Annotated in this window: 14 protein-coding genes; 6 read left to right on the top strand and 8 right to left on the bottom strand. The window is 45.5% G+C overall.

Annotated elements, in window-relative coordinates:
* The first annotated feature begins 265 nt into the window (after positions 1 to 265).
* The 4 genes from OX890_RS06490 (at position 266) to OX890_RS06475 (ending at position 6,798) form a co-directional block, all read left to right on the top strand.
* On the top strand, positions 266 to 1,474 hold the full coding sequence (locus OX890_RS06490) for an MFS transporter (RefSeq protein WP_268650287.1): 1,209 nt from the start codon (positions 266 to 268) through the stop codon (positions 1,472 to 1,474).
* A gap of 212 nt (positions 1,475 to 1,686) precedes the next feature.
* Positions 1,687 to 2,526, top strand: a complete 840-nt coding sequence (locus OX890_RS06485; RefSeq protein ID WP_268650286.1) for a TIGR03899 family protein — start codon at positions 1,687 to 1,689, stop codon at positions 2,524 to 2,526.
* 142 nt (positions 2,527 to 2,668) lie between these two features.
* Entirely contained in the window at positions 2,669 to 4,903 is a 2,235-nt protein-coding gene (locus tag OX890_RS06480) for an EAL domain-containing protein (RefSeq protein ID WP_268650285.1), read from the top strand.
* Complete coding sequence (locus tag OX890_RS06475; protein WP_268650284.1) at positions 4,900 to 6,798, top strand: sensor histidine kinase; 1,899 nt, start codon at positions 4,900 to 4,902, stop codon at positions 6,796 to 6,798. The genes OX890_RS06480 and OX890_RS06475 overlap by 4 nt, the downstream gene beginning before the upstream one ends.
* 259 nt (positions 6,799 to 7,057) lie before the next feature.
* Here OX890_RS06475 and cysC read toward each other — a convergent pair whose 3' ends face one another.
* From cysC to cobA, 5 genes are all read right to left on the bottom strand, one after another.
* Positions 7,058 to 7,675: an adenylyl-sulfate kinase gene (cysC, locus tag OX890_RS06470; protein ID WP_006082881.1), complete on the bottom strand. Its 618-nt coding sequence runs from the start codon at positions 7,673 to 7,675 to the stop codon at positions 7,058 to 7,060.
* Positions 7,676 to 7,739: 64 nt separating this feature from the next.
* Positions 7,740 to 9,464 carry an SLC13 family permease gene (locus OX890_RS06465; RefSeq protein WP_268650283.1) on the bottom strand — a complete coding sequence of 575 codons (1,725 nt, stop codon included), beginning with the start codon at positions 9,462 to 9,464 and terminating at the stop codon, positions 7,740 to 7,742.
* Positions 9,465 to 9,467: 3 nt separating this feature from the next.
* Positions 9,468 to 10,910 (bottom strand): sulfate adenylyltransferase subunit CysN, encoded by a 1,443-nt coding sequence (gene cysN, locus OX890_RS06460; RefSeq protein ID WP_268650282.1) that lies wholly within the window; start codon positions 10,908 to 10,910, stop codon positions 9,468 to 9,470.
* An 83-nt stretch (positions 10,911 to 10,993) separates the two neighbouring features.
* Positions 10,994 to 11,902, bottom strand: a complete 909-nt coding sequence (cysD, locus tag OX890_RS06455) for a sulfate adenylyltransferase subunit CysD (RefSeq protein ID WP_259560190.1) — start codon at positions 11,900 to 11,902, stop codon at positions 10,994 to 10,996.
* Positions 11,903 to 12,008: 106 nt separating this feature from the next.
* The gene (gene cobA / locus OX890_RS06450; protein ID WP_259562545.1) at positions 12,009 to 12,845 is read right to left on the bottom strand and encodes a uroporphyrinogen-III C-methyltransferase; all 837 of its coding nucleotides are present in this window, start codon (positions 12,843 to 12,845) and stop codon (positions 12,009 to 12,011) included.
* Positions 12,846 to 13,289: 444 nt separating this feature from the next.
* Here cobA and OX890_RS06445 point away from each other — a divergent pair, with 444 nt between their 5' ends.
* Positions 13,290 to 14,174: a phospholipase A gene (locus OX890_RS06445; RefSeq protein WP_006082886.1), complete on the top strand. Its 885-nt coding sequence runs from the start codon at positions 13,290 to 13,292 to the stop codon at positions 14,172 to 14,174.
* A 193-nt stretch (positions 14,175 to 14,367) separates the two neighbouring features.
* The gene (locus OX890_RS06440; RefSeq protein WP_268650281.1) at positions 14,368 to 15,924 is read left to right on the top strand and encodes a S41 family peptidase; all 1,557 of its coding nucleotides are present in this window, start codon (positions 14,368 to 14,370) and stop codon (positions 15,922 to 15,924) included.
* Positions 15,925 to 16,011: 87 nt separating this feature from the next.
* Here OX890_RS06440 and OX890_RS06435 read toward each other — a convergent pair whose 3' ends face one another.
* The 3 genes from OX890_RS06435 to mtgA all read right to left on the bottom strand — a co-directional run bounded on the left by OX890_RS06435 (position 16,012) and on the right by mtgA (position 19,608).
* Positions 16,012 to 17,748 carry a hypothetical protein gene (locus tag OX890_RS06435; RefSeq protein WP_268650280.1) on the bottom strand — a complete coding sequence of 579 codons (1,737 nt, stop codon included), beginning with the start codon at positions 17,746 to 17,748 and terminating at the stop codon, positions 16,012 to 16,014.
* 265 nt (positions 17,749 to 18,013) lie between these two features.
* Complete coding sequence (locus OX890_RS06430; protein WP_006082889.1) at positions 18,014 to 18,727, bottom strand: 2OG-Fe(II) oxygenase family protein; 714 nt, start codon at positions 18,725 to 18,727, stop codon at positions 18,014 to 18,016.
* Between the two features lie 95 nt (positions 18,728 to 18,822).
* Positions 18,823 to 19,608 carry a monofunctional biosynthetic peptidoglycan transglycosylase gene (gene mtgA / locus OX890_RS06425; RefSeq protein WP_259483531.1) on the bottom strand — a complete coding sequence of 262 codons (786 nt, stop codon included), beginning with the start codon at positions 19,606 to 19,608 and terminating at the stop codon, positions 18,823 to 18,825.
* Positions 19,609 to 20,362 lie beyond the last annotated feature (754 nt).

Raw genomic sequence — 20,362 nt, 5'->3', positions numbered from 1 at the left:
TCTTTCTCCGCGCTGTGTAACAGCTTCCCCGTAAATGCGCGAACAAAATAGATCAATTGAGAATGATTTGCATTAGAATTTACAATTAAATTTACAAACAAATTACATTAGTATCTGATTGTATACCGGATCTGATGGCCGTATTTTTATTCAAAGAAATCGCTATATTGATTCATAAACCACACACTCTTTAAGCGTTAAGTGATCTAGCCTATTAGCCAAAAAAGCATTAGCATTTGCACACTTATCGCCTGAGTCCATATCCATGAAATCCATTAAAACCAAAGATCCTAAAGCACTCTTGCTGTGGATGACCTTTGTAATGTCGCTCGTGTTTGCCGTTTGGCAGGCACTGCTCAATAACTTCGTGATTGAAAAAGCCCAGTTCACCGGTGCTGAAATCGGCATGTTACAAAGCCTGCGCGAGATCCCAGGTTTCTTGGCTTTCACCGCCATTTTTGTGCTTTTACTCATTCGAGAACAAGCCTTCGCCCTACTCTCGCTGGCCTTGTTATGCATTGGCGTGGCAGTAACAGGTTTCTTTCCTCAAGTCTTCGGCCTGTATCTGACGACTGTGTTGATGTCCGCCGGGTTTCACTATTTTGAAACCATCAACCAATCACTGACGCTGCAGTGGGTCGATAAAAAAGATACTGCAGGTTTTATGGGTAAAGCGCTGGCGTGGCGCTCGGCCGCAGCCTTAGTGGGTTATGCCAGTATTTGGCTAGTGATGAGCTGGTTGAAGCTAGACTATCAACACATGTATCTGATTATTGGTGCGTTAGGTCTAGTCATGGTGCTAACCATGACTTGGTATTACCCTAAATTTGAGACTACGGAAGTACAACATAAGAAAATCATTCTGCGTAAGCGCTATTGGCTCTATTACCTGCTGACCTTTTTCTCGGGTGCGAGACGGCAAATTTTTATGGTGTTTGCGGGCTTTATGATGGTCGAAAAGTTTGGTTATAGCGTGAGTGAAATTACCGCGCTGTTCTTAATAAACTATGTCGTCAATCTGCTGTTTGCGCCTGCGATTGGGCGGTTTATTGGCCGAATTGGTGAGCGTAATGCGCTGACAGTGGAATACGTCGGACTCATCATAGTCTTCATCAGTTACGCCTTAGTCGAGCAAGCACACATGGCGGCAGCGCTGTATGTGATCGACCATTTACTGTTTGCTATGGCTATCGCGATGAAAACCTATTTTCAAAAAATCGCCGACAGCAAAGATATTGCCGCCACTATGTCGGTCAGTTTCACCATTAATCACATTGCCGCTGTGATTATTCCTGTGCTTTTGGGCTTATTATGGTTAACCGATCCCGCCTTGGTATTTTACATAGGCGCAGGCTTTGCCGTATGTTCGTTAATTCTGGCGCTCAATGTACCGCGCCATCCTGAACCGGGTAATGAAACCTTATGGTCTTGGACGAGCAAAAAAGCGAAATCCATCGCTAAAGCGATCGAATAAAGCGGCATAATTACGGGCCAAGGAATAAGCTAAGCTCAATGTTGAGTCTAGAACTGAACGCTAAAGTGATCGCCATCTAAGCTAGGCACTCAAGCGAGCTATTCAAACAAGATATTCAAGTTAAATGCTAAAGCTAGGCAAACAAGTTAGACAGATAAAGGTGAGCGCTTTGCTCTCACCTCCCCACCAATGCAGGCTCAAGGATTAACGCGATGAAGGATTCAGATATTTTAATGTTGGCAGAAGAAGGCGAGTCAACATCCGAGGCATCTGCTCGCAAAAAAGCCCTGCTACTCGGCCGTCAATTAGGCTTAGCCAGTGAGCAAGAATATCGCCCTGCGAATGCTTCCATCGCCGAACGCGCCCAACATAGAGCCCGCAAGTTATCGAGCCAGTATCAAGCCAATGTGGAAACCATTTTTGCCTTAGCCCTCAGTTATACGCCATCTGATGTGACTGGAGTCGATCTCGATCCCGATTGGAGTCATCAATTCTTTTTGATGGCGGAGCAAATCCATAACCGCAGAATGCAAGACTTGTGGGCACGGATATTATCGAGCGAGATAATTAATCCCGGCAACTTCAGTCTGCGCACCTTAGCGCTACTCAAGCAACTGACGCACAGGGAAGCACAAATCCTTGAAAAAGCCCTCGGCATGGCGGCTAAGGTCAATAGCGAACAGCGCCTAAAACTCATCAGCGGCTATCGCTTATCCGGTGGTATTGGCCAGTATTTTCGTAAAACGACCTCAGTCAATTTAGGCTTATCCCAGTTTGGCCTACCCTACTCGAGCATTCTGACCTTAGTCGATGCGGGAATACTGCACAGCAGCGAGTTCGAAACCGGCTTGCTCAACAATAAAACACCGATTCAATTTGCCCTGCAAGGCATACAAATGAAGCTCACGCCTAAGAGTGGCAATCTGCTTTTTAGCTATTATCGCTTCACGCCGATTGGTGATGAACTCGCCCAACTCGTGCAACCTAAACCAGATCAAGAATACCTCAAGGCCCTGCAACTCTTGTTCGCTAAGGATTTTAAGATCGAGTAGCGACATAATCGCTTATATTATTGACTAATAAAAATATTTGCTTGAATAAACTCCATCTGTCGCAAATACTCTATGTATAAAAAATGCTCGTTTTATTTGCTGAGTGAATAAGGATGCGAATGGCATCTCAAGGATGGAGATAATGATTAGTCAAGAACAAGATGTCTTTTTTTTAGACGAACAACCGTCACCACAACACCTCGAAAATCAAAAAACAGTCAAAATACTCACGGTCGACGATGACTCAAACTTCCAACGTTCGACCGCCTTCGCATTATCTACCCTCAAAGTATTAGATTGTAAAATTGAGCTGGCCCAAGCCTTTAGCTATGCAGAGGCCTGCCAAGTGTTAACGAAGGAAAATGATTTTGCGATCGCCTTAGTCGATGTGGTGATGGAAACCGAAGATGCAGGGCTACGGTTAGTCCGTGCTATTCGGGAAGTGCTCGGTAACGAAAAAATCCGCATTATACTGCTTACAGGTCAGCCCGGTATGGCCCCTATTTTCGATGTAATGCGAGATTACGATATCAACGACTATTGGACTAAATCCGAGTTATCGGCCGATAGACTGCAAACTATCCTGACGACTAACCTGCGCTCATATCAACAAATTAGCAGTATTGCCAATGCTAAGCGTGGTTTGCAACTGATTGCCGAGTCCAGCGGCGCGCTCTACACCTCACGCAATATCAAAGAACTCTCAGGCAAGATGCTGCGACAATTATCCCAGCTATTAAACCTGCCCCATGGTGGCATTGTGTGCGTGAAATCAATGGGGGAATTAACTGAACAGAGTATTTCCCACCAAATCATTGCCGCATCGGGCGAGTTTGAACCTTATTTTGGCTATGCTTTACAGCAGCTTGAGCAGCAACACATACGGGCACAACTTGAACTTTGCCTGAGCCGCAGGGAATCCCGTATCGAAAATGACTTTACTTGCCTCTTCTTCCCCGACGAACTCGCAGGCGCCGATTACTCCGTTTATTTAGCCACAGGCAGACCACTGGATATCACGGAAACTGAAATGATCCGTGTGTTTAGCATGAATATTTGTGGCGGCCTGCATAGCGTGTCGCTCATGAGCCAACTAGATAAGATTGCTTTTGAAGATCCGCTCGTCAAAATCCCTAATCTCAACGTGTTGCTCCGCACCTTAGAAGGCGTGCTGGCGGAAGACATTCGTGAAAAATTTAATTTATTGATCATTGATATTGATAAGTTTTCCGACTTTAATCGTGTATTTGGTTCGCCACAAGGCAACGAGATGCTCAAACACGTTGCCTCTTGTTTGCGTGAACACTTTGATGCTTGTGTGTTAGTCGCTCGCCTCAAGGATGATAAATTTGCCGTGCTCGGCCCTAAAACCTTAGTCACCGCCGACATTATTAGCCGACTGTTTATTCAACCCTATCAACAGGGAAAATCGAAGATCACGGTCAATATCAGCACAGTCACACTGCCGCTAGAATTAGCCGATGGCACTGCGGTTGATGCCATAACACAAGTCAACATGGCCCTGAAAACTGCCAAAAAGTTAGGTATTAGACAACATGTGACTTACCAACAAGCCAATGACGATAATGTGGCCTATCACTTTGAACTCTTACAATCGCTGCAACACAGTATTACCTGTAATGACATCCATATTGCACTGCAGCCGCAAGTCTTTATTAAAACAGGTGAAGTCGTCGGGGTTGAAGCGCTGGCTCGCTGGACCTTGCCAAATGGTCAAAATGTGCCGCCGTTGGATTTTATCCCCATTGCCGAAGCGACAGGTTTGATCACCCAACTCGGTGAGCAACTATTCGTGCAATCTTGCCAAGCACTCTGCGCACTCAATGAGGCGGGTTATACCAATTTGTGTATGGGAGTGAACTTATCGGCTATGCAGTTCGAGCAGGAAAACATCGTTGATATTTTAAAGCAGCACATTGCCGACGCTAACATGCCTCCAGGTCAGATAGAAGTCGAAGTCACTGAATCGATTGCGATGCAAAATTTCGAAACCATCCGCAAGCAGTTAAATGACTTACGCTCGATAGATATTAGAGTCGCGATTGACGATTTTGGTACCGGATTTTCCTCATTAGCCTATCTCAGCAAACTGACCTTCGACCGCATTAAGATTGATAAATCCTTTATCGACAATGTCACCTCTGATGATGGCGCCGCGGCGATAGTCGATAGCATTATCTTGTTAGGACAACGCTTCCACATGAATGTGATTGCCGAAGGCGTTGAGACTAAAGAGCAAGCGAAATGGCTAAGCGACCGCGGCTGCCACGATGCCCAAGGCTACTTTTATGCTAAGCCCATGCCACTACCGGAGTTATTAACTTGGCTTAAAAACTACCAAAAAACACCACTATGACAGCGCCATCGCAATTGACTCAGCCTACCTTCTGGGGCTACTGGCTCAGATTCATGCTGCCGTGGTTATTGTTGGTGCCCATACTCACCACTTTGCTTTATCAAAAGCGCCATGAAGATGCCATGGTGCCCTTATACCAAGAGGCGAATACCCTTTTAGGTGATGCCGCTAAAACCATTGCCTACCATATTGGTAATATTAAGCGCGACGCCCTATTTCTTGCTAAATATCAAACACTCCTCGATGCGGCGGCGGGAAATGAGCAAGATCTCACTCAGGTCGAACATTTCTTCGAGAGCTTTAGTGCCGCATCACAAAACTACGATCAAGTACGTTGGCTCGATAATAACGCCTTAGAAAAAGTCAGAGTCAATCTTGTCCAGAATCTCCCACACATAGTTGCTAAACCATTATTACAATTGAAGGCTAAGCGATATTACGCCATCCAGAGTTTAAGCTTAGCCCCTAATAGTTTTTACTTTTCGCCCTTAGATTTGAATGTCGAAAAGGGAGAAATAGAAAATCCAATCAAGCCCGTATTAAGAGTCACCACTCCCGTGTTTTTACCTTCGGGCGAGCGCCAAGGCTTTATTGCCCTCAATTTTCTAGCCCAATCAATGTTAGACGCCATTGCCAAAATTACAGCTAACAGCAATGTCGAGCTTTCACTGCTGAATAAAGAGGGTTACTGGCTACTCTCATCCAATCCCGAACTCACCTGGGCATTTATGTTTAATCGCCCGGAATTAACCCTAGCTAAGCTCAATCCCGATGCTTGGCAACAGATTACCCAAGATAGCGAAGGCGCCTTTATTACCCCCGAAGGGCTCTGGGATTATGAAAATGTACAAGATGCGACCAACACTTCTGACCAAGATTGGAAGCTCGTGATACGGGTTCCCAATGATCAACTCTCAAAGATTAATCAACGCAGCCTGCTGGAAGCGCTCAGTCTAGGGATTTTATTACTGTTACTCGGCGGTGGGATCTGTTGGCGCGCTGCAAAGTCCATGCGAGAACGGGATAAGTTAAATCAAGAGTTAACCGAGCAACAGCAAAAACTCACCCAATCCAATACCGCGTTAGCCGAATCGTTACAGCACTTACACGACACTCAGCAACAACTCATCGAGACGGGAAAACTCTCGTCCTTAGGCATGATGGTGGCTGGCGTCGCCCATGAACTCAATACCCCAGTCGGCGCAGCACAGGTCACGTTATCGAGCATGAAAAATGAATGCACTAAGTTGCAAACCGCCTTCGAAACGGGTCTTAAGCGATCTGATGTTGATACTTACTTTATTCACTTCCATGAAGGCGCGGAGATAGTGCAAGCCAACTTAAGCAGAGCCGCAACCTTAGTCAGTAGTTTCAAACGCTTAGCCGTCGATAGAACAAGGGAAGAGCGCCGTAGTTTTAAGCTCACGAGCCTCGTTCAGGACATGCTACATACCTCATGGCTGCGGATGAAGAAGCAATCCCATGAGCTCGAAATCGACGTTGATGCCAATATCGAACTGAACAGCTACCCTGGCGCACTCGGACAATCCCTTGAAAACCTCGTCACCAATGCGATAACTCACGCTTTTGAAGGGCGAGTTAATGGTCAAATCAAAATCTCGGCAAAGATGATAGAAGAGCAAATAGTCGAAATCACAGTCTCAGACAATGGCATAGGAATGAGCGAGGAAACAATGAAACAAATCTTCGATCCCTTCTTTACCACTCGTAGGGGAAATGGCGGAACTGGGCTGGGTTTACACTTAACCTATCAACTTGTCAGCCAACTTCTTGGCGGGAAAATTACGGTCAGCAGTACGTTAGGTAAAGGCAGCGTTTTTAGTCTAACAATCCCAGTAACAGCCCCAGAAGCCGCAGAGCTGAACCTGAATTAACCGGTTATACGCAACGGCAACAGATAGCCAATATGCTGGCCGAATATGATGCTAAAACTTGATGTCTAAACATGATGCTTGAACTATGGTGTTTGAACACGGCGCTTAAACCATGTTGCTTGAATATCAGCATTGAACATAGCGGACGCATTGCGCCCAAAACAAAACAGGAGCCCAAGGCTCCTGTTTTTTATGACCATTCAATCACTTGCTAAGGCATAACTTGGCTTGATATGGCTAGGTATAACTAGTCATAACACTAGGCGAGCGCTTTAGCCTTATCGGCATTGATAACATTGATTGCCGTTAGATAATCGATTAAGGCGCGGACTTGAGTCGCTAAATCGCCTTTGCTGGTATCTATGGTCAATTCTGCCGCTAATGGCGCTTCATAGGGTGATGAAATACCAGTGAAATTACTGATTTCACCACTGCGTGCTTTCACATATAACCCCTTAGGATCACGCTGCTCGCACACACTTAATGGCGTCGACACGTGCACTTCAATGAACTGACTGGCAGGGAAACGGGCACGAATGCTATCGCGCTCCTCACGAGTCGGGGAAATAAAGGCCGATAACACCACAAGCCCAGCATCCACCATTAATTTGGCCACTTCGCCGACACGGCGCAGGTTCTCGTCACGGTCTTCAACCGTAAACCCTAAGTCTTTACACAGGCCATGGCGCACATTATCACCATCAAGCAAATAAGTGTGGAATCCCGCCTCAAATAACGCCCGCTCTAATGCACCCGCCAGTGTCGACTTGCCCGCGCCAGACAGTCCGGTAAACCAGAGTAATACTGGATTTTGGCCTTTCTGTTCGGCTCTGGCGGCTTGATCTACAGGATGTTGATGCCACACGATATTTGTCATAAAAACTCCTCAATTCCCATGCTGTTAAACGGCTAACACAAGGGCAATAAACTCAAGCTAATCACTAAAATGGAAAGATGATCGGCACCATAAATATCACTATCAGGGAATACAGCACAGATAACGGCAATCCTAGGCGGACGAAGTCACTGAAGCGATAATTACCCGCGTTAAATACCATCAAATTGGTTTGATAGCCGTAGGGTGAAATAAAGCTCGCGCTGGCACCAAAGACCACGGCCATAATAAAGGGTCTTGCATCGACACCGTAATTAAGCGCAATCGCGTAGGCGATGGGGAAAGCTAGCGCTGCGGCAGCATTATTGGTAACTAATTCAGTCAACAACAAGGTCATAAAATACACACCGACAAAAGCGCCAAACACCCCATAACCATTGATAACCGAGAGCAATCCTTGGGCTAAACTGTCCGCAAGGCCAGTGCTCATCATCAAGTTAGCGAGCCCTAACGCACTCCCCACTATCACCACTAATTCCAATGGAAAACGGCGTTTAAGCTCAGCCAAAGTGACAGCGTCAATAACAAAATAACTCAGCAGCAGGAGCACTAAACCTTTAGCCAATGGCAATACACCGGTGACACTCAAAACGATCGTGACCGCAAAGCCGAACAATACCCAACGACCACGGCGACTGTCTAAGCGCACATTCAAATCTAAGCCGCTGATCGCCGCAAACTCTGAACTCAATTTTGCGCTATTGCTGAAACCATCGCCGGGCGTCAATAACAACACATCGCCGGGTTGCAGAATAATGTCGCCAAGCCCGCCTTTCAGCGGATGATTGCCGCGGCGAATGGCCATCACGGCCGCATCGAACTGCTCACGAAAACGCGACTCTTTCAACGAACTGCCGACTAAACGGGATGATGGCGCGAGCACAGCTTCAACTAAATTTTGTCCCTTAGCTTGATGCTTACCAAACCAATCTAAACCATCGAATTGATGTAATAACTCAACCGATTCCACCGCGCCACTGAAGCGCAGCACGTCGTCCGCTTGCAGTACTAACTGGGGCGGCACAGGGCAAATACAAATGCCACTGCGTTCTAATTCAACCAGATATAACTTTTTAAGCGCCCTGAGTTTGTTATCCACCACACTGCGACCCACTAAGGACGAGCCTTTTGCCACATGGGCTTCGAGCAAGTAAGGCAGCGCCTCTTCACCCGACTCTTCCCGTCTGTCGGGCAGAATGTTCGCTAGTAAGATCAATAACAACATACCAGCGACGACGATCACAACCGCGACCGGCGTGAACTCGAAGAAACCTAAGGCGGGTAAGCCGGCGTTTTCCACAAAGGAGTTCACAATCAAGTTGGTCGAGGTACCAATCAGGGTCAGTGTGCCACCTAAAATTGCCGCATAATTTAACGGCAATAATAACTTAGCGGGTGCGTGTGCTTGATTGCGACGCACAACCCCGATAAGCGACGCCACCACCGCAGTGTTATTGGTAAAGGACGACAGCAAGGCGGTCGATAGCCCAAGCTTTGCCATTGTCATAGGCAAAGAACTATTGCCTATGACTTGACTCAACTTCCCCAGCAGGGAGGTTTTTTCTAACGCCGTCGCGGCCAATACCAACAGAACAAGTGTGACTAAGCCAATATTTGTAAAGCTTGTTAATGCGGTATCGAGCGCAACCATGCCAAGCAAATAACACAGCAAAAATGCAAATAAAAACAATACCGCTGGATTGATACGGCCGCTAATTAAGCCAGCCACTAGACCTAACAAAATAATCGCTAACAGCCACAAGTCACTCACAAATTAAGCTCCAAGCTTAGAGATATCTATCGCTTGCCAATGTGGGTAGTGTTTACGCACTAAGGCATTAAACTCAACTTCAAAGGCACTAAATTGTGATGCTGTTTGCTTGTTAACATGCTGACCCGACACCACCATCACTGCGGCAACCGTCGCATTGCTCAGGCGATCGATTAGGATCATTCCGCCCGTATCACGCACTAATGAATACGCATCGAACACTATGTCTTCGGTCAGCTCTAAGGTCACGCGAGCAATCGCGTTTAACCCAAGCGTGTCCGTCGCGCTGCGCGCTAAAGTATTAACATCAACCACATAATCGATGCCAGTCACAGAGGCTTGCGTCTTCTTACCGGCCACTTTGATGTCGTATAACTGGCCGAGTTGCAATTGCTTTTCATCCATCCACACTATGTCGGCGCTGATCACGTTAGCGACGGCAGGTGCAGAATCCGGTCTTGCCAGTAAATCGCCACGGGAAATATCAATTTCATCTTCCAGCGTGATGGTCACAGCTTGGCCAGCAACCGCTTCTTGTATGTCACCATCGAAGGTAACAATGCGTTCAACCTTGCTGCGTTTGCCCGATGGCAAAGCGACTAACTCGTCGCCGACATTGATAATGCCAGAGGCTAAAGTGCCTGCAAAACCGCGAAAATCTAAGTTAGGACGCGACACATATTGCACAGGGAAACGCACTGGCAATGAGCTGAGTTCACGTTGAGTATCAATGGTTTCTAGCAGTTCCAGCAGAGTACCACCTTGATACCAGTCGCTTTGCGTACTGCGCTCAACCACGTTGTCACCATTAAGTGCCGATAACGGCACAAAGTGGATATCGAGGTTACCGAAATCTTTAACGAAATCGGTAAAGTCAGCACGAATGCGATTGAATACTTGCTCGTCAAACCCAAGCAAATCCATCTTGTTCACGGCAACAACGAAGTGACGAATCCCCAGTAATGACGCGATAAACGCATGGCGTTTAGTCTGAGTCTGCACGCCGTAGCGGGCATCGACTAAGATCACCGCCAAATCACAGGTCGATGCACCCGTTGCCATGTTGCGCGTGTACTGCTCATGCCCTGGCGTATCGGCGATGATGAACTTACGCTTATCACTTGAAAAGTAACGGTAAGCCACATCGATAGTGATGCCCTGCTCGCGCTCAGCTTGCAGACCATCCACCAGCAAGGCTAAGTCGATAGCTTCACCTGTGGTGCCCATCTTAGCGCTGTCGCTCTTTAGGCTCGCCAATTGATCTTCATAGATCTGGGCGCTGTCGTGTAACAGGCGGCCGATTAAGGTACTCTTGCCGTCATCCACACTGCCACAGGTTAAAAAGCGCAGTAAGCCTTTGTGCTGCTGCAGGGCTAGATATTCTTTCACACCATGGAGGGTAATTTCTGCCGCCATGAGATTGGTTTTATTGACCGCTTTGTCCATCTTATTCTCACTCTTGATCTGCTTGGCTGAAGGTCGCGCTTTACTTGCGCCACCTTCGCGAAATAGGGCTAACCTTGCCGAGATTAGAAGTAGCCTTGACGCTTCTTCTGCTCCATCGAGGCACTTTGATCTGAGTCGATCAATCGGCCCTGACGCTCGCTTGAACGGGTTAACAGCATCTCTTCAATAATCTTCTCTAGGCTGTCGGCCTCAGAATGCATGGCGGCCGTAAGTGGGTAGCAACCTAAGGTTCTAAAACGCACCACTTCTTCTTTAAACTGCTCGCCTTCGGCTAACTTCATCCGATCGTCATCGGCCATGATTAACTGACCACCGCGCTCAACCACTTGACGTTTAGCCGCAAAGTACAAAGGCACTAACTCAATGTTTTCTTGGTAGATATATTGCCAAATATCCAGCTCAGTCCAGTTAGATAACGGGAAAACGCGAATACTTTCGCCCTTGTTCACCGCGCCGTTATAGGTGCGCCACAGTTCTGGACGTTGATTTTTAGGGTCCCATCTGTGGTGACGGTCGCGGAACGAATACACACGCTCTTTGGCGCGAGATTTTTCTTCATCACGGCGAGCACCACCGAAAGCGGCATCGAAACCGTATTGGTTAAGTGCTTGCTTTAAACCTTGGGTTTTCATGATGTCAGTGTGTTTCGCACTGCCATGGTCGAAAGGGTTAATCCCCTGCGCCAACCCTTCTGGGTTGATGTGCGTCAGTAACTCGAAGCCAAATTTCTTTGCCTGCGCATCACGAAACGCGATCATCTCTTTGAATTTCCAACCCGTGTCGACATGCAGCAACGGGAATGGGATCTTGCCCGGATAAAAGGCTTTACGCGCTAAGTGCAACATAACGGAAGAATCTTTCCCGATGGAATACAACATCACAGGATTATCGAATTCGGCTGCAACTTCACGAATGATCTGGATGCTCTCGGCTTCCAGTTGTTGTAAGTGGCTTAATTCACGCCCGGCCATACTATTCTCCGTTTACCTTAAATTCGCTGCGTTACCACAGCATGGGTTAGCTTAATTTGCTCAATATCTTTAATTGCTAAATATCTGTAACTGTTTGCGGCTTAGCTTATCGACGCGGCGAGACTCTAACCGATTGAGTCTGCTCATCACTGGCATGACTCGATTCAACCGCTTCAGGGTTGAACCAATGCAAAGTGTCACTCAGTGCAACCACTTCACCTATGATCATCAAGGCTGGCATTTGTAATTCGGGATCGGCGGCAAGCTGTTCAAGCTCACCTAAACGGCCGATAAAACGACGTTGTTCTTTAGTGGTCGCCTTTGACACTATCGCGACGGGAGTGTCAGGGCTTCGGCCCGCATCGACTAAACCTTGGCGAATAATGCCGGCGTTAAGAATCCCCATATACACGACTAAGGTATTGTTAGGATTAGCATAACCTTGCCAATCCATAGGGCGGCTCTCTAACTGACAATGACCGGTGATAAAAGTGACGCCTTGGGCATGGTCTCTGTGGGTCAGGGGAATTCCCGCATAGGCCGATGTGCCGCTGGCGGCGGTAATACCAGGGACGACTTCAAACTCAACCCCAGCTTCGACTAAGGTTTGCAACTCTTCACCACCGCGACCGAAAATAAAAGGATCGCCGCCCTTAAGACGCACCACATTTTTACGGGTGTAGGCTTTAGTAACGAGTAACTGATTAATCTCGTCTTGTGCGGCGCTATGCTTACCCGCACGTTTACCTACGGCAATCTTTTCAGCGTCTTTGGGAATAAGATCGAGGATATCTTGACTGACTAAAGCGTCGTATAGCACAGCATCTGCGGTTTTAAGGATGCGCCAAGCCTTTAACGTCAATAACTCAACGTCACCAGGACCTGCACCCACCAGCCAGACTTTGCCTTTGGCCGCTTGGCCCGGTAAAGATAAAATTTCCATCAGCATCCCCAAGATCACTTTAGTCTGTAGAAATATAGCGCGTCTTATATTCCATAATAAATAGATAATTATTAGTTTTTATATCTTTTAGATATAAAAGAAATCACTGACGTCGATTTAAAGTGGAAAAATATTGAGTTTCAAAATCAAAAATGCCCCAGCACACTAATAACCAGTTGAATTTAAATAACTTAATGTAGATTCATCTGTTATATAAAACGAACACCGCTCAGCTAAGTGTGTGATTCTGGCACTATGTTATTGCCAAAAATTCTACCCAAACCAGCCCTAACAGGGCGAAACCTCACTAACAAGATAAATTGTCACCAAATGACGCAGAATTTTTACATAACCATAAATTCACTTTCTAATGGTAAGCTGGGCATAACTATCTTTGTTGAGTACGACTGACAAATACACAAATAAGCACATCAAGGAGGGCCGATGAAACGACTTTATTCAGGTATTGCAATGGCTGGGCTATTAGCTTGTACGAGTATAAATGCCGAAGAATCATTAGTAGAAGGAAGAGTCAAAGATGAACTTGCCACGGCAGAACTGCCTTTTGTGATTACACCCCATAAAGTGAATTACATTTTACCTGCGACCTATAGCCCAGATCCCAACATGGCACCGTTCGCTGAAGATGCCCTCATCAATCCCTACACTTTGGATGAGTTCGAGGCTAAGTTTCAAATCAGTTTTAAATTCCCTATTTGGTACAATGTCTTTGGTGATAATGGTCATTTATTCTTTGCCTATACCAATCAATCCTATTGGCAGGTTTATAACAAAGACACCTCATCTCCGTTTCGTGAAACCAATCACGAGCCTGAAGTCTTTATGCTGTTTAATAACGATTGGAAAATAGGCAGTGTGACCAATTCCTTTTGGGGCGTTGGTGCTGTGCATCAATCGAATGGTAAATCAGGACCGCTTTCTCGCAGCTGGAATCGACTCTATGCCACTATGATTTTTGATGCCGGTCCACTCGCCTTCTCAACCAAAGTCTGGTGGCGTATTCCTGAGGATGAAAAAACCGATCCGCATCAAGCTCGCGGTGACGATAATCCCAATATTGATGACTACATAGGAAGAGCTGAGTTTATTGGTGTCTATGGTATCGATGAACATAGATTCACCTTAACCCTTAAAACAAACCTAGAAGATATCGACAGAGGCTCAGCAGAACTGACCTGGAGTTATCCTATCGTCGGTAACTTACGCCTTTATACTCAATACTTTAATGGTTATGGCGAGAGCCTAATCGATTACAACTATCACAACCAACGTATTGGTATCGGGATTTCGCTCAACGATATTCTGTAGCAAATATAAAAGTGACAGAGTACAAAAATCAGCCATAATTTGCTGCTAATCTACAAAACCTGCTGCTAAATTGCTCAGATGGACCTGAGTTTATGGCTCAGCGGGACGATTTACATTGATCCTAATGGCATTTAAGCCGATAGTCGCACACCTTTTTGTGCCCTGAAGCAGCGCCTTAACATCATGGAGGAATATGAGTTTTAGCTACCGCAGCATAGTCATGCTACTCAGTGTCATTATTTTCGCGAGCTTACTTAAGCTCGCGTTTTTTGCTGTGCCAAAAGATAACACTGCACCTATGCTTAATGCGCAAGAGGTACGCCAAGATCTCTATGCCTTATTAGATCAAATCGAGCAACACTCGGCGTTTTATGCGTTAACGCCCGACAAAGCCAGTCCGCAACTCAAATATATGGCGAGCCTGATTGTCGAGCAGTATCAAGATATGACTCCCAATGACCGCTTTGCCGCTGAAATCACTAAGCTACTCAATAGCCTCAAAGATCCCGGTGCTCAAGTGCATGACTTCGATGATCAAAGCGGCGATCTCCCGTTAACCTTACGGCCACTCAACGACCAGTGGTTAGCCTTAGATAGCAGTAATAGTCCTATTAACAACGACTTTCCCTTTGTGACTCATATCGACGGTTTACCTATGAGTAAATGGGTGGCGGCCAGCCAAGCCTATCTACCTGAGCCTGCAAAACAGAGCCAAGAAATGCAGTTACCTTGGCTGAAAAAACTGAACCTGCTGCGTGAAGATTTAGGCCTCAGCATCAAGCCCTATGTGCTCATTACGCTGATTAATGATGATCTGCAAACCCAGCAGGTGACCCTCGCCCTGCCAAGCCACGAACCGCAGGCGCAATTAGCGGCAAGTAATCAAGAAGATAAGACACAAGATATGAGTGTTTTAGAATTCATTAATCAGTTGTCTCAATTTGAGCGCTCCGAATTCCAAGACGTTCCATATCAATTAGAGACGGTTAATAATACTACGGTCAAACTGAAGATCAGCGATCTGTACGCCTTTGAATTGGATAGAGATCTACAGCAAGAACTGCTCAAGGGCATGACACATCCCCTACTGATCATCGACTTACGTGATGCTAGTGGTTTTAGTCCAAAGTTATTGACCCTATTATCGCGATATCAAGATGCTGATTTAAATAACACTTTAGCGCCGAACGTGATGGGATTTGCACACTATCGCCGCTCACCAGAACTGAGAAATGACTATCTGCAGCCACTCAACTTTAAGCCTTTAGATGCGCTCGAATACAGTGTGCCTCGACTAAAATCCCTCACCCGCAACTTACCCTCAGTCGATGAAAATAAATTCAGCCCTTGGTATATTCGCACTAAACCTACGGTGACTCCTGAAGGGCGAAATCGCTTAGCGCTGCTCGTGAGCCCCAAATGCCGCCAAGAATGTGAGTGGATTGCCTATCGCACTAAATCTTGGTCTAGGGCGAATTTGATTGGTGAAAAAACCTCGGGCGACTTTGCTCGACAGTACCATTTTAAACTGCCAAACAGTGGGTTAGACATAAGATTCAGTAGTTCGTTAACCTATGACGCCCAGGGAAAACTCTTGTCAGGTGCTGGGACTGAGCCCGATATTTGGCTTCCCCAAAACAGTGATATTCAATGGCAAGGACTAGTGAGTTTAGTGCGTTCCACTAAGCCAAAAACTCAGCTCATTCAAACATCACAACCCACTAAGTTGGCTCAAGCTAAGCTGAATTGAATCCAAAAAAGAGCCAGCAATCTGCTGGCTCATTTCAAACATTGATTCGTTAACTGATATCAGTTAGCTAAAGAAGGGATTCTAGAATTATTTCTTTTCAGTCGCTTTAGAATTGGCAACTGAACCTATAACCAAACCTTGCTTATTCACATCAAAGCTCATTTGAACTCGCATGTTGTAATCTTTAAGCATTTTCATTTCTTCAGGGATTGGCTCGCCGCTCATTTCTAACAACGTCAGCATTGGAGTGAACATCTTGCCGTAGTCAGCAGATAAGCTGTACATGCCATTCGCAGACAGTTTCTCGCCCGCTAATTTGTTTGCCAACGCTAGACCTTTATCACCGCTATACACCACTAAATGCTGACCTTTAATCGCGAGCATAGGCTTAACACCTAACTCAGGAGGCAACATCAATATGGGTGATAAGTCAGTGGCATCGCCGTTATCGGCTAATTGCGCTTCGGCCAACATAGGCGCGAAAGGTTTCACCATATTGAACAGCATAGATGGGTTTTCGGCGCTGAGGCTGACTAACGCATCTAAGCTTTCTAACTTAGGCTCTTGATCTTGCGTGCTCATTTTAAAGTCGAGCAATGAAACGCTCATGCCTTTCACACCGTTCGCCATACCAGTGAACATGCCTAGCATAGCTGGGCTCTGTTGGCTCAACTCAGCTTGCAACTCGGCCAGTGGCTCACAGGTCAATTGCGGCTTTTGCAGATCATCCCAAATAGCCGTTAATGAAGGTGCAACTTCGTTGACATCTAAGCCTATGCCCATAGAGAAAATAGTGCTGTCGATATCCGCCAGATGTGCAGGAATAAAGCCACGCATCTTTTGCATTGCCGCAAGAATTGGTTGATTCTTAGTTTCAACCACAAATGAGGCCGCCATATGGCTTTCTTTTTCTGTCACAGAAAACGCGGTTAAACCCGCAACCGTGCGCGGCCAATTAGCCGCAATAGCGGTTAATTCGGTGCGACATTCTGGTGTTCTAATTTGAGCTAATGGATCTTCACCAACGCTTTCATTAGCAAAAAACTTTGTCAATTGCTTGGATAACATATTGCTATCGGCTGAAGTCAACGCCTTTACAATTTCCACATGGTTGATAAAGCTGATGCTGTCATCTTTAAAACCATGGGTCTTAATAATATCGTCTAATATGCCAGAAGCGGCCAATGAGTGCGGTGCCTTCTTAATACCGAATGCCATTTCTAATAACTCAGGCTCGGTAATAGAAGTGCTGAAAGTAATCGTTAAAATGCCATCTTTCTGGGCAAATAACAGTTCAGCTTTCTCATTTGAAGTCTCATCCGATAATGCATAAGCGCGATAATCAACATCACCCACTTTACGCATTTCGTGGGTCACACCACTGTCTTTTTCGGCTTTATCTAATACAGCCCAAAAAGCATCGACTTGATTAACGTCAATCTTTAATACAGGTAAAGCGCCTAACGTGTAGATATAAGGCTTAACTTCATCTGGAAAACCAAAGGTTTTCAACAGTAAGGCAGGCTCTTTAATGCCATCCATATACTGCTGATAAATGCTGACGAAGAACTTACCCATAGGGCTATCCAGCTCACCAAATTCGGCAAGCGGGTTACTTGGATATTGCTGGTAATTTCCAGAAATAGACTGTAAATACGCTTTTAACGGGAAGGGTTTTAGCTGACCCGAAAATATCGGCGTATCAGCAGGCACATAGTCGAGCAAAGGATTTGCAGAGGCACTCGAGCCAGTACCATTCTGCGTATACCAATAACCACCCGCACCAGCTGCAATAATTGCCGCGGCAATCACAATCTTTTTCATTTAAGAAACTCCATTTAATGACAATTCAATTTTATGAAATCAATACCTAAAGTAATCCCTAGGTATTTGAATATTTATCCGCTCTTACATATCCCTTACGCAGATAATGCAAAATCAGAACCTTATTACTTTTAGTTTGGTCATGAAGACGAAGTAACGACCAAGGCTAACAAGGGCTAATCGCCCAGAAAATTTGGCGATAATTTAGCATTAAAACGCCTCTGATGCTAATTACGACAGTATCAAAATCTAATCTTCACTAACCTTATTGAGGCGCTATAGTACGAAACCATCCGGTAACTGAAAATCTTGAGTGCCTCGCAAAAGGCGCAACATAAGAAACTGAATGTGGATGGTGCACGTCAAATAATGCCAAATTATTAAAAGTGGGAACCCAAGTGTCAGTAAGAACTCCTTGAGGTGTAAAAAATTGCAGTAAACCTCCCCAATCAGGATGCCACTCTGGTGTAAAACCAAAAACAAAAGCGACTTTACGTCCTTCGCTTTCCACTACATCATTATGTCTCGTTAAGAAATTTCCCTGTATATAGCGACTGGCCTGTAGTGAGGCATAGCAAATACCTTCAATACCTGTAATCGCTTGGATAAAGTTAAACATTTCAGGGCGGTTAATAAAACGATGTAGCGAAGTAAGTAACTCAGGCGATGCTTTTCCGTCAAGGCCGCCGACTAGATGACTACCATATAAAAACCCAATACCATTTGAAGCATTCTGTAATATTTTTTGCTGTAAATCCTTTTGAGTGGAGACAGGCAATTGGCGTATTTGTTGATCTGAAACTCTCATCGGCTTATTTTCAACAAACATTGCATTATCAAACATCACTTCACTCGCGAGTGTTTTGGCAATTATTGCAGCAGTATCATTCTGCCAAACTTGTTGAATGTTGATTTTTGCGTCTCTGGTATATTCTTCACGTAATAAAGCCATATCTCGCTCAAAATTAAACTCAAACATCATTTATTCCTTGAACTATTCAAACACTCTACTTTTCAAGCTACGAATCAAATATGCCATCATTACAATTTAACAACAAAATCACAATCGCATTTTCATCCCGCTTCGTGGACTTTTTTAAGCGTGACGTCACCTAACTGGCGCATTTGTTTGCGGATCCACGCGGAACGCTGCTGCACATAGGACGACGGAGGTGACACTTTATAACGCCAAGGATTAGGTAAGATGGCTGCGAGTAATGAAGCCTCATATTGGGTTAGTTTTGCCGCAGACTTTCCAAAATAATGCTTTGATGCCGCTTCGGCGCCGTAAATACCTGGGCCAAATTCGACGATATTTAAATACACTTCAAGGATGCGCGACTTATCCCAAGTCAGTTCCATCATTAAGGTAAACCAAGCTTCTAATCCCTTACGAAAGAAACTGCGGCTAGACCACATAAACAGGTTTTTCGCCGCCTGCTGACTTAAGGTACTGGCTCCGCGAACTTTAGTGCCTTTCTGATTGTATTTCAGCGCCGAGCTTATCGCGGCTAAATCGAATCCCGTATGCTCGGAAAAACGTTGATCTTCTGCGGCGATCACCGCCAATTGTAACTCAGGAGAAATGTGCGCTAAATCGCGCCACTGATGCATGACTTCCCCCATAGGTGCAGGTGGAAATAAGGCGCGCTCAATACGCCAAGTCCACATGGGTGGATTAACGAATCTGAGTAGAATAACCAATAAGATTGAGCAAATTAATGCCCATACTAATCCCTTGAATAGCCAAGACAATAAACGACGAAAGCCACGCTTACGCCTTTGAGGAGCAGGACTACTCGACTTATTGGCACTAGGACGCCTGACATGATCTCGCATCGCATATAAAGGAGCCGTCATTTACACCATCTCATCCGCGCACTCTCATCTCTCATTTATGATATCCAGTCAAGCCAATCCATTAGGCATTCTTTACAACACCCAAGGCTTATTAGAAAACCGCCTAAAGCGTTAAGGGAGTTGCGGGTCGATCATGCTACGACATTGGAGGAAACACCAAGGATATCTTACTCGAGAATCAAAGATAGGCAGAGAAATAGCCACAATAACAAATCACTATTGAAGATGGCGAGGGCTTGACTTAACTTGACCTCGGCAGCTTTGACGACAGCTGACCGAGGTAATGATGGCTGATTAACGAGGGCTAGCAAGTCAATCAAACTGCTTTATACTCGCAGCTGCGAGTCAGGTTTTCAACGCTTTCACTGCATCCAGTCGAATGATATCAATACACAGCAAACCCAGCCCATAAATACCGATATACAACCACTTAACCTCGGAAAAGACATGAATCATGTCAATTTCACAGTAAAATCCCTCAAAACCATCTACGGGAACTTCAAAATATAGTTCAGGCTTAACCAATGTGCATAACTCTGTGAGTAAAAATGTACAACATTTTTATCCTTTAAAGAGCCACCAACACTAACCCTATGAATATCAATATATCTCAGTGAAATGACGCTTAAATGACATCGATTCGCTTTATCGTCAATCCAGAGTATTAAATTCAATCAAAGATAACACTTATCACACAGAGATAAAAAATGCCCCAATGGCAATTGAGGCGTTTAATATTTTAAATCAATAAGAT

Source organism: Shewanella sp. DAU305 (genome assembly GCF_026802235.1).
Taxonomy (GTDB): domain Bacteria; phylum Pseudomonadota; class Gammaproteobacteria; order Enterobacterales; family Shewanellaceae; genus Shewanella; species Shewanella baltica.
This window is presented reverse-complemented; position numbering and strand designations above follow the sequence as displayed.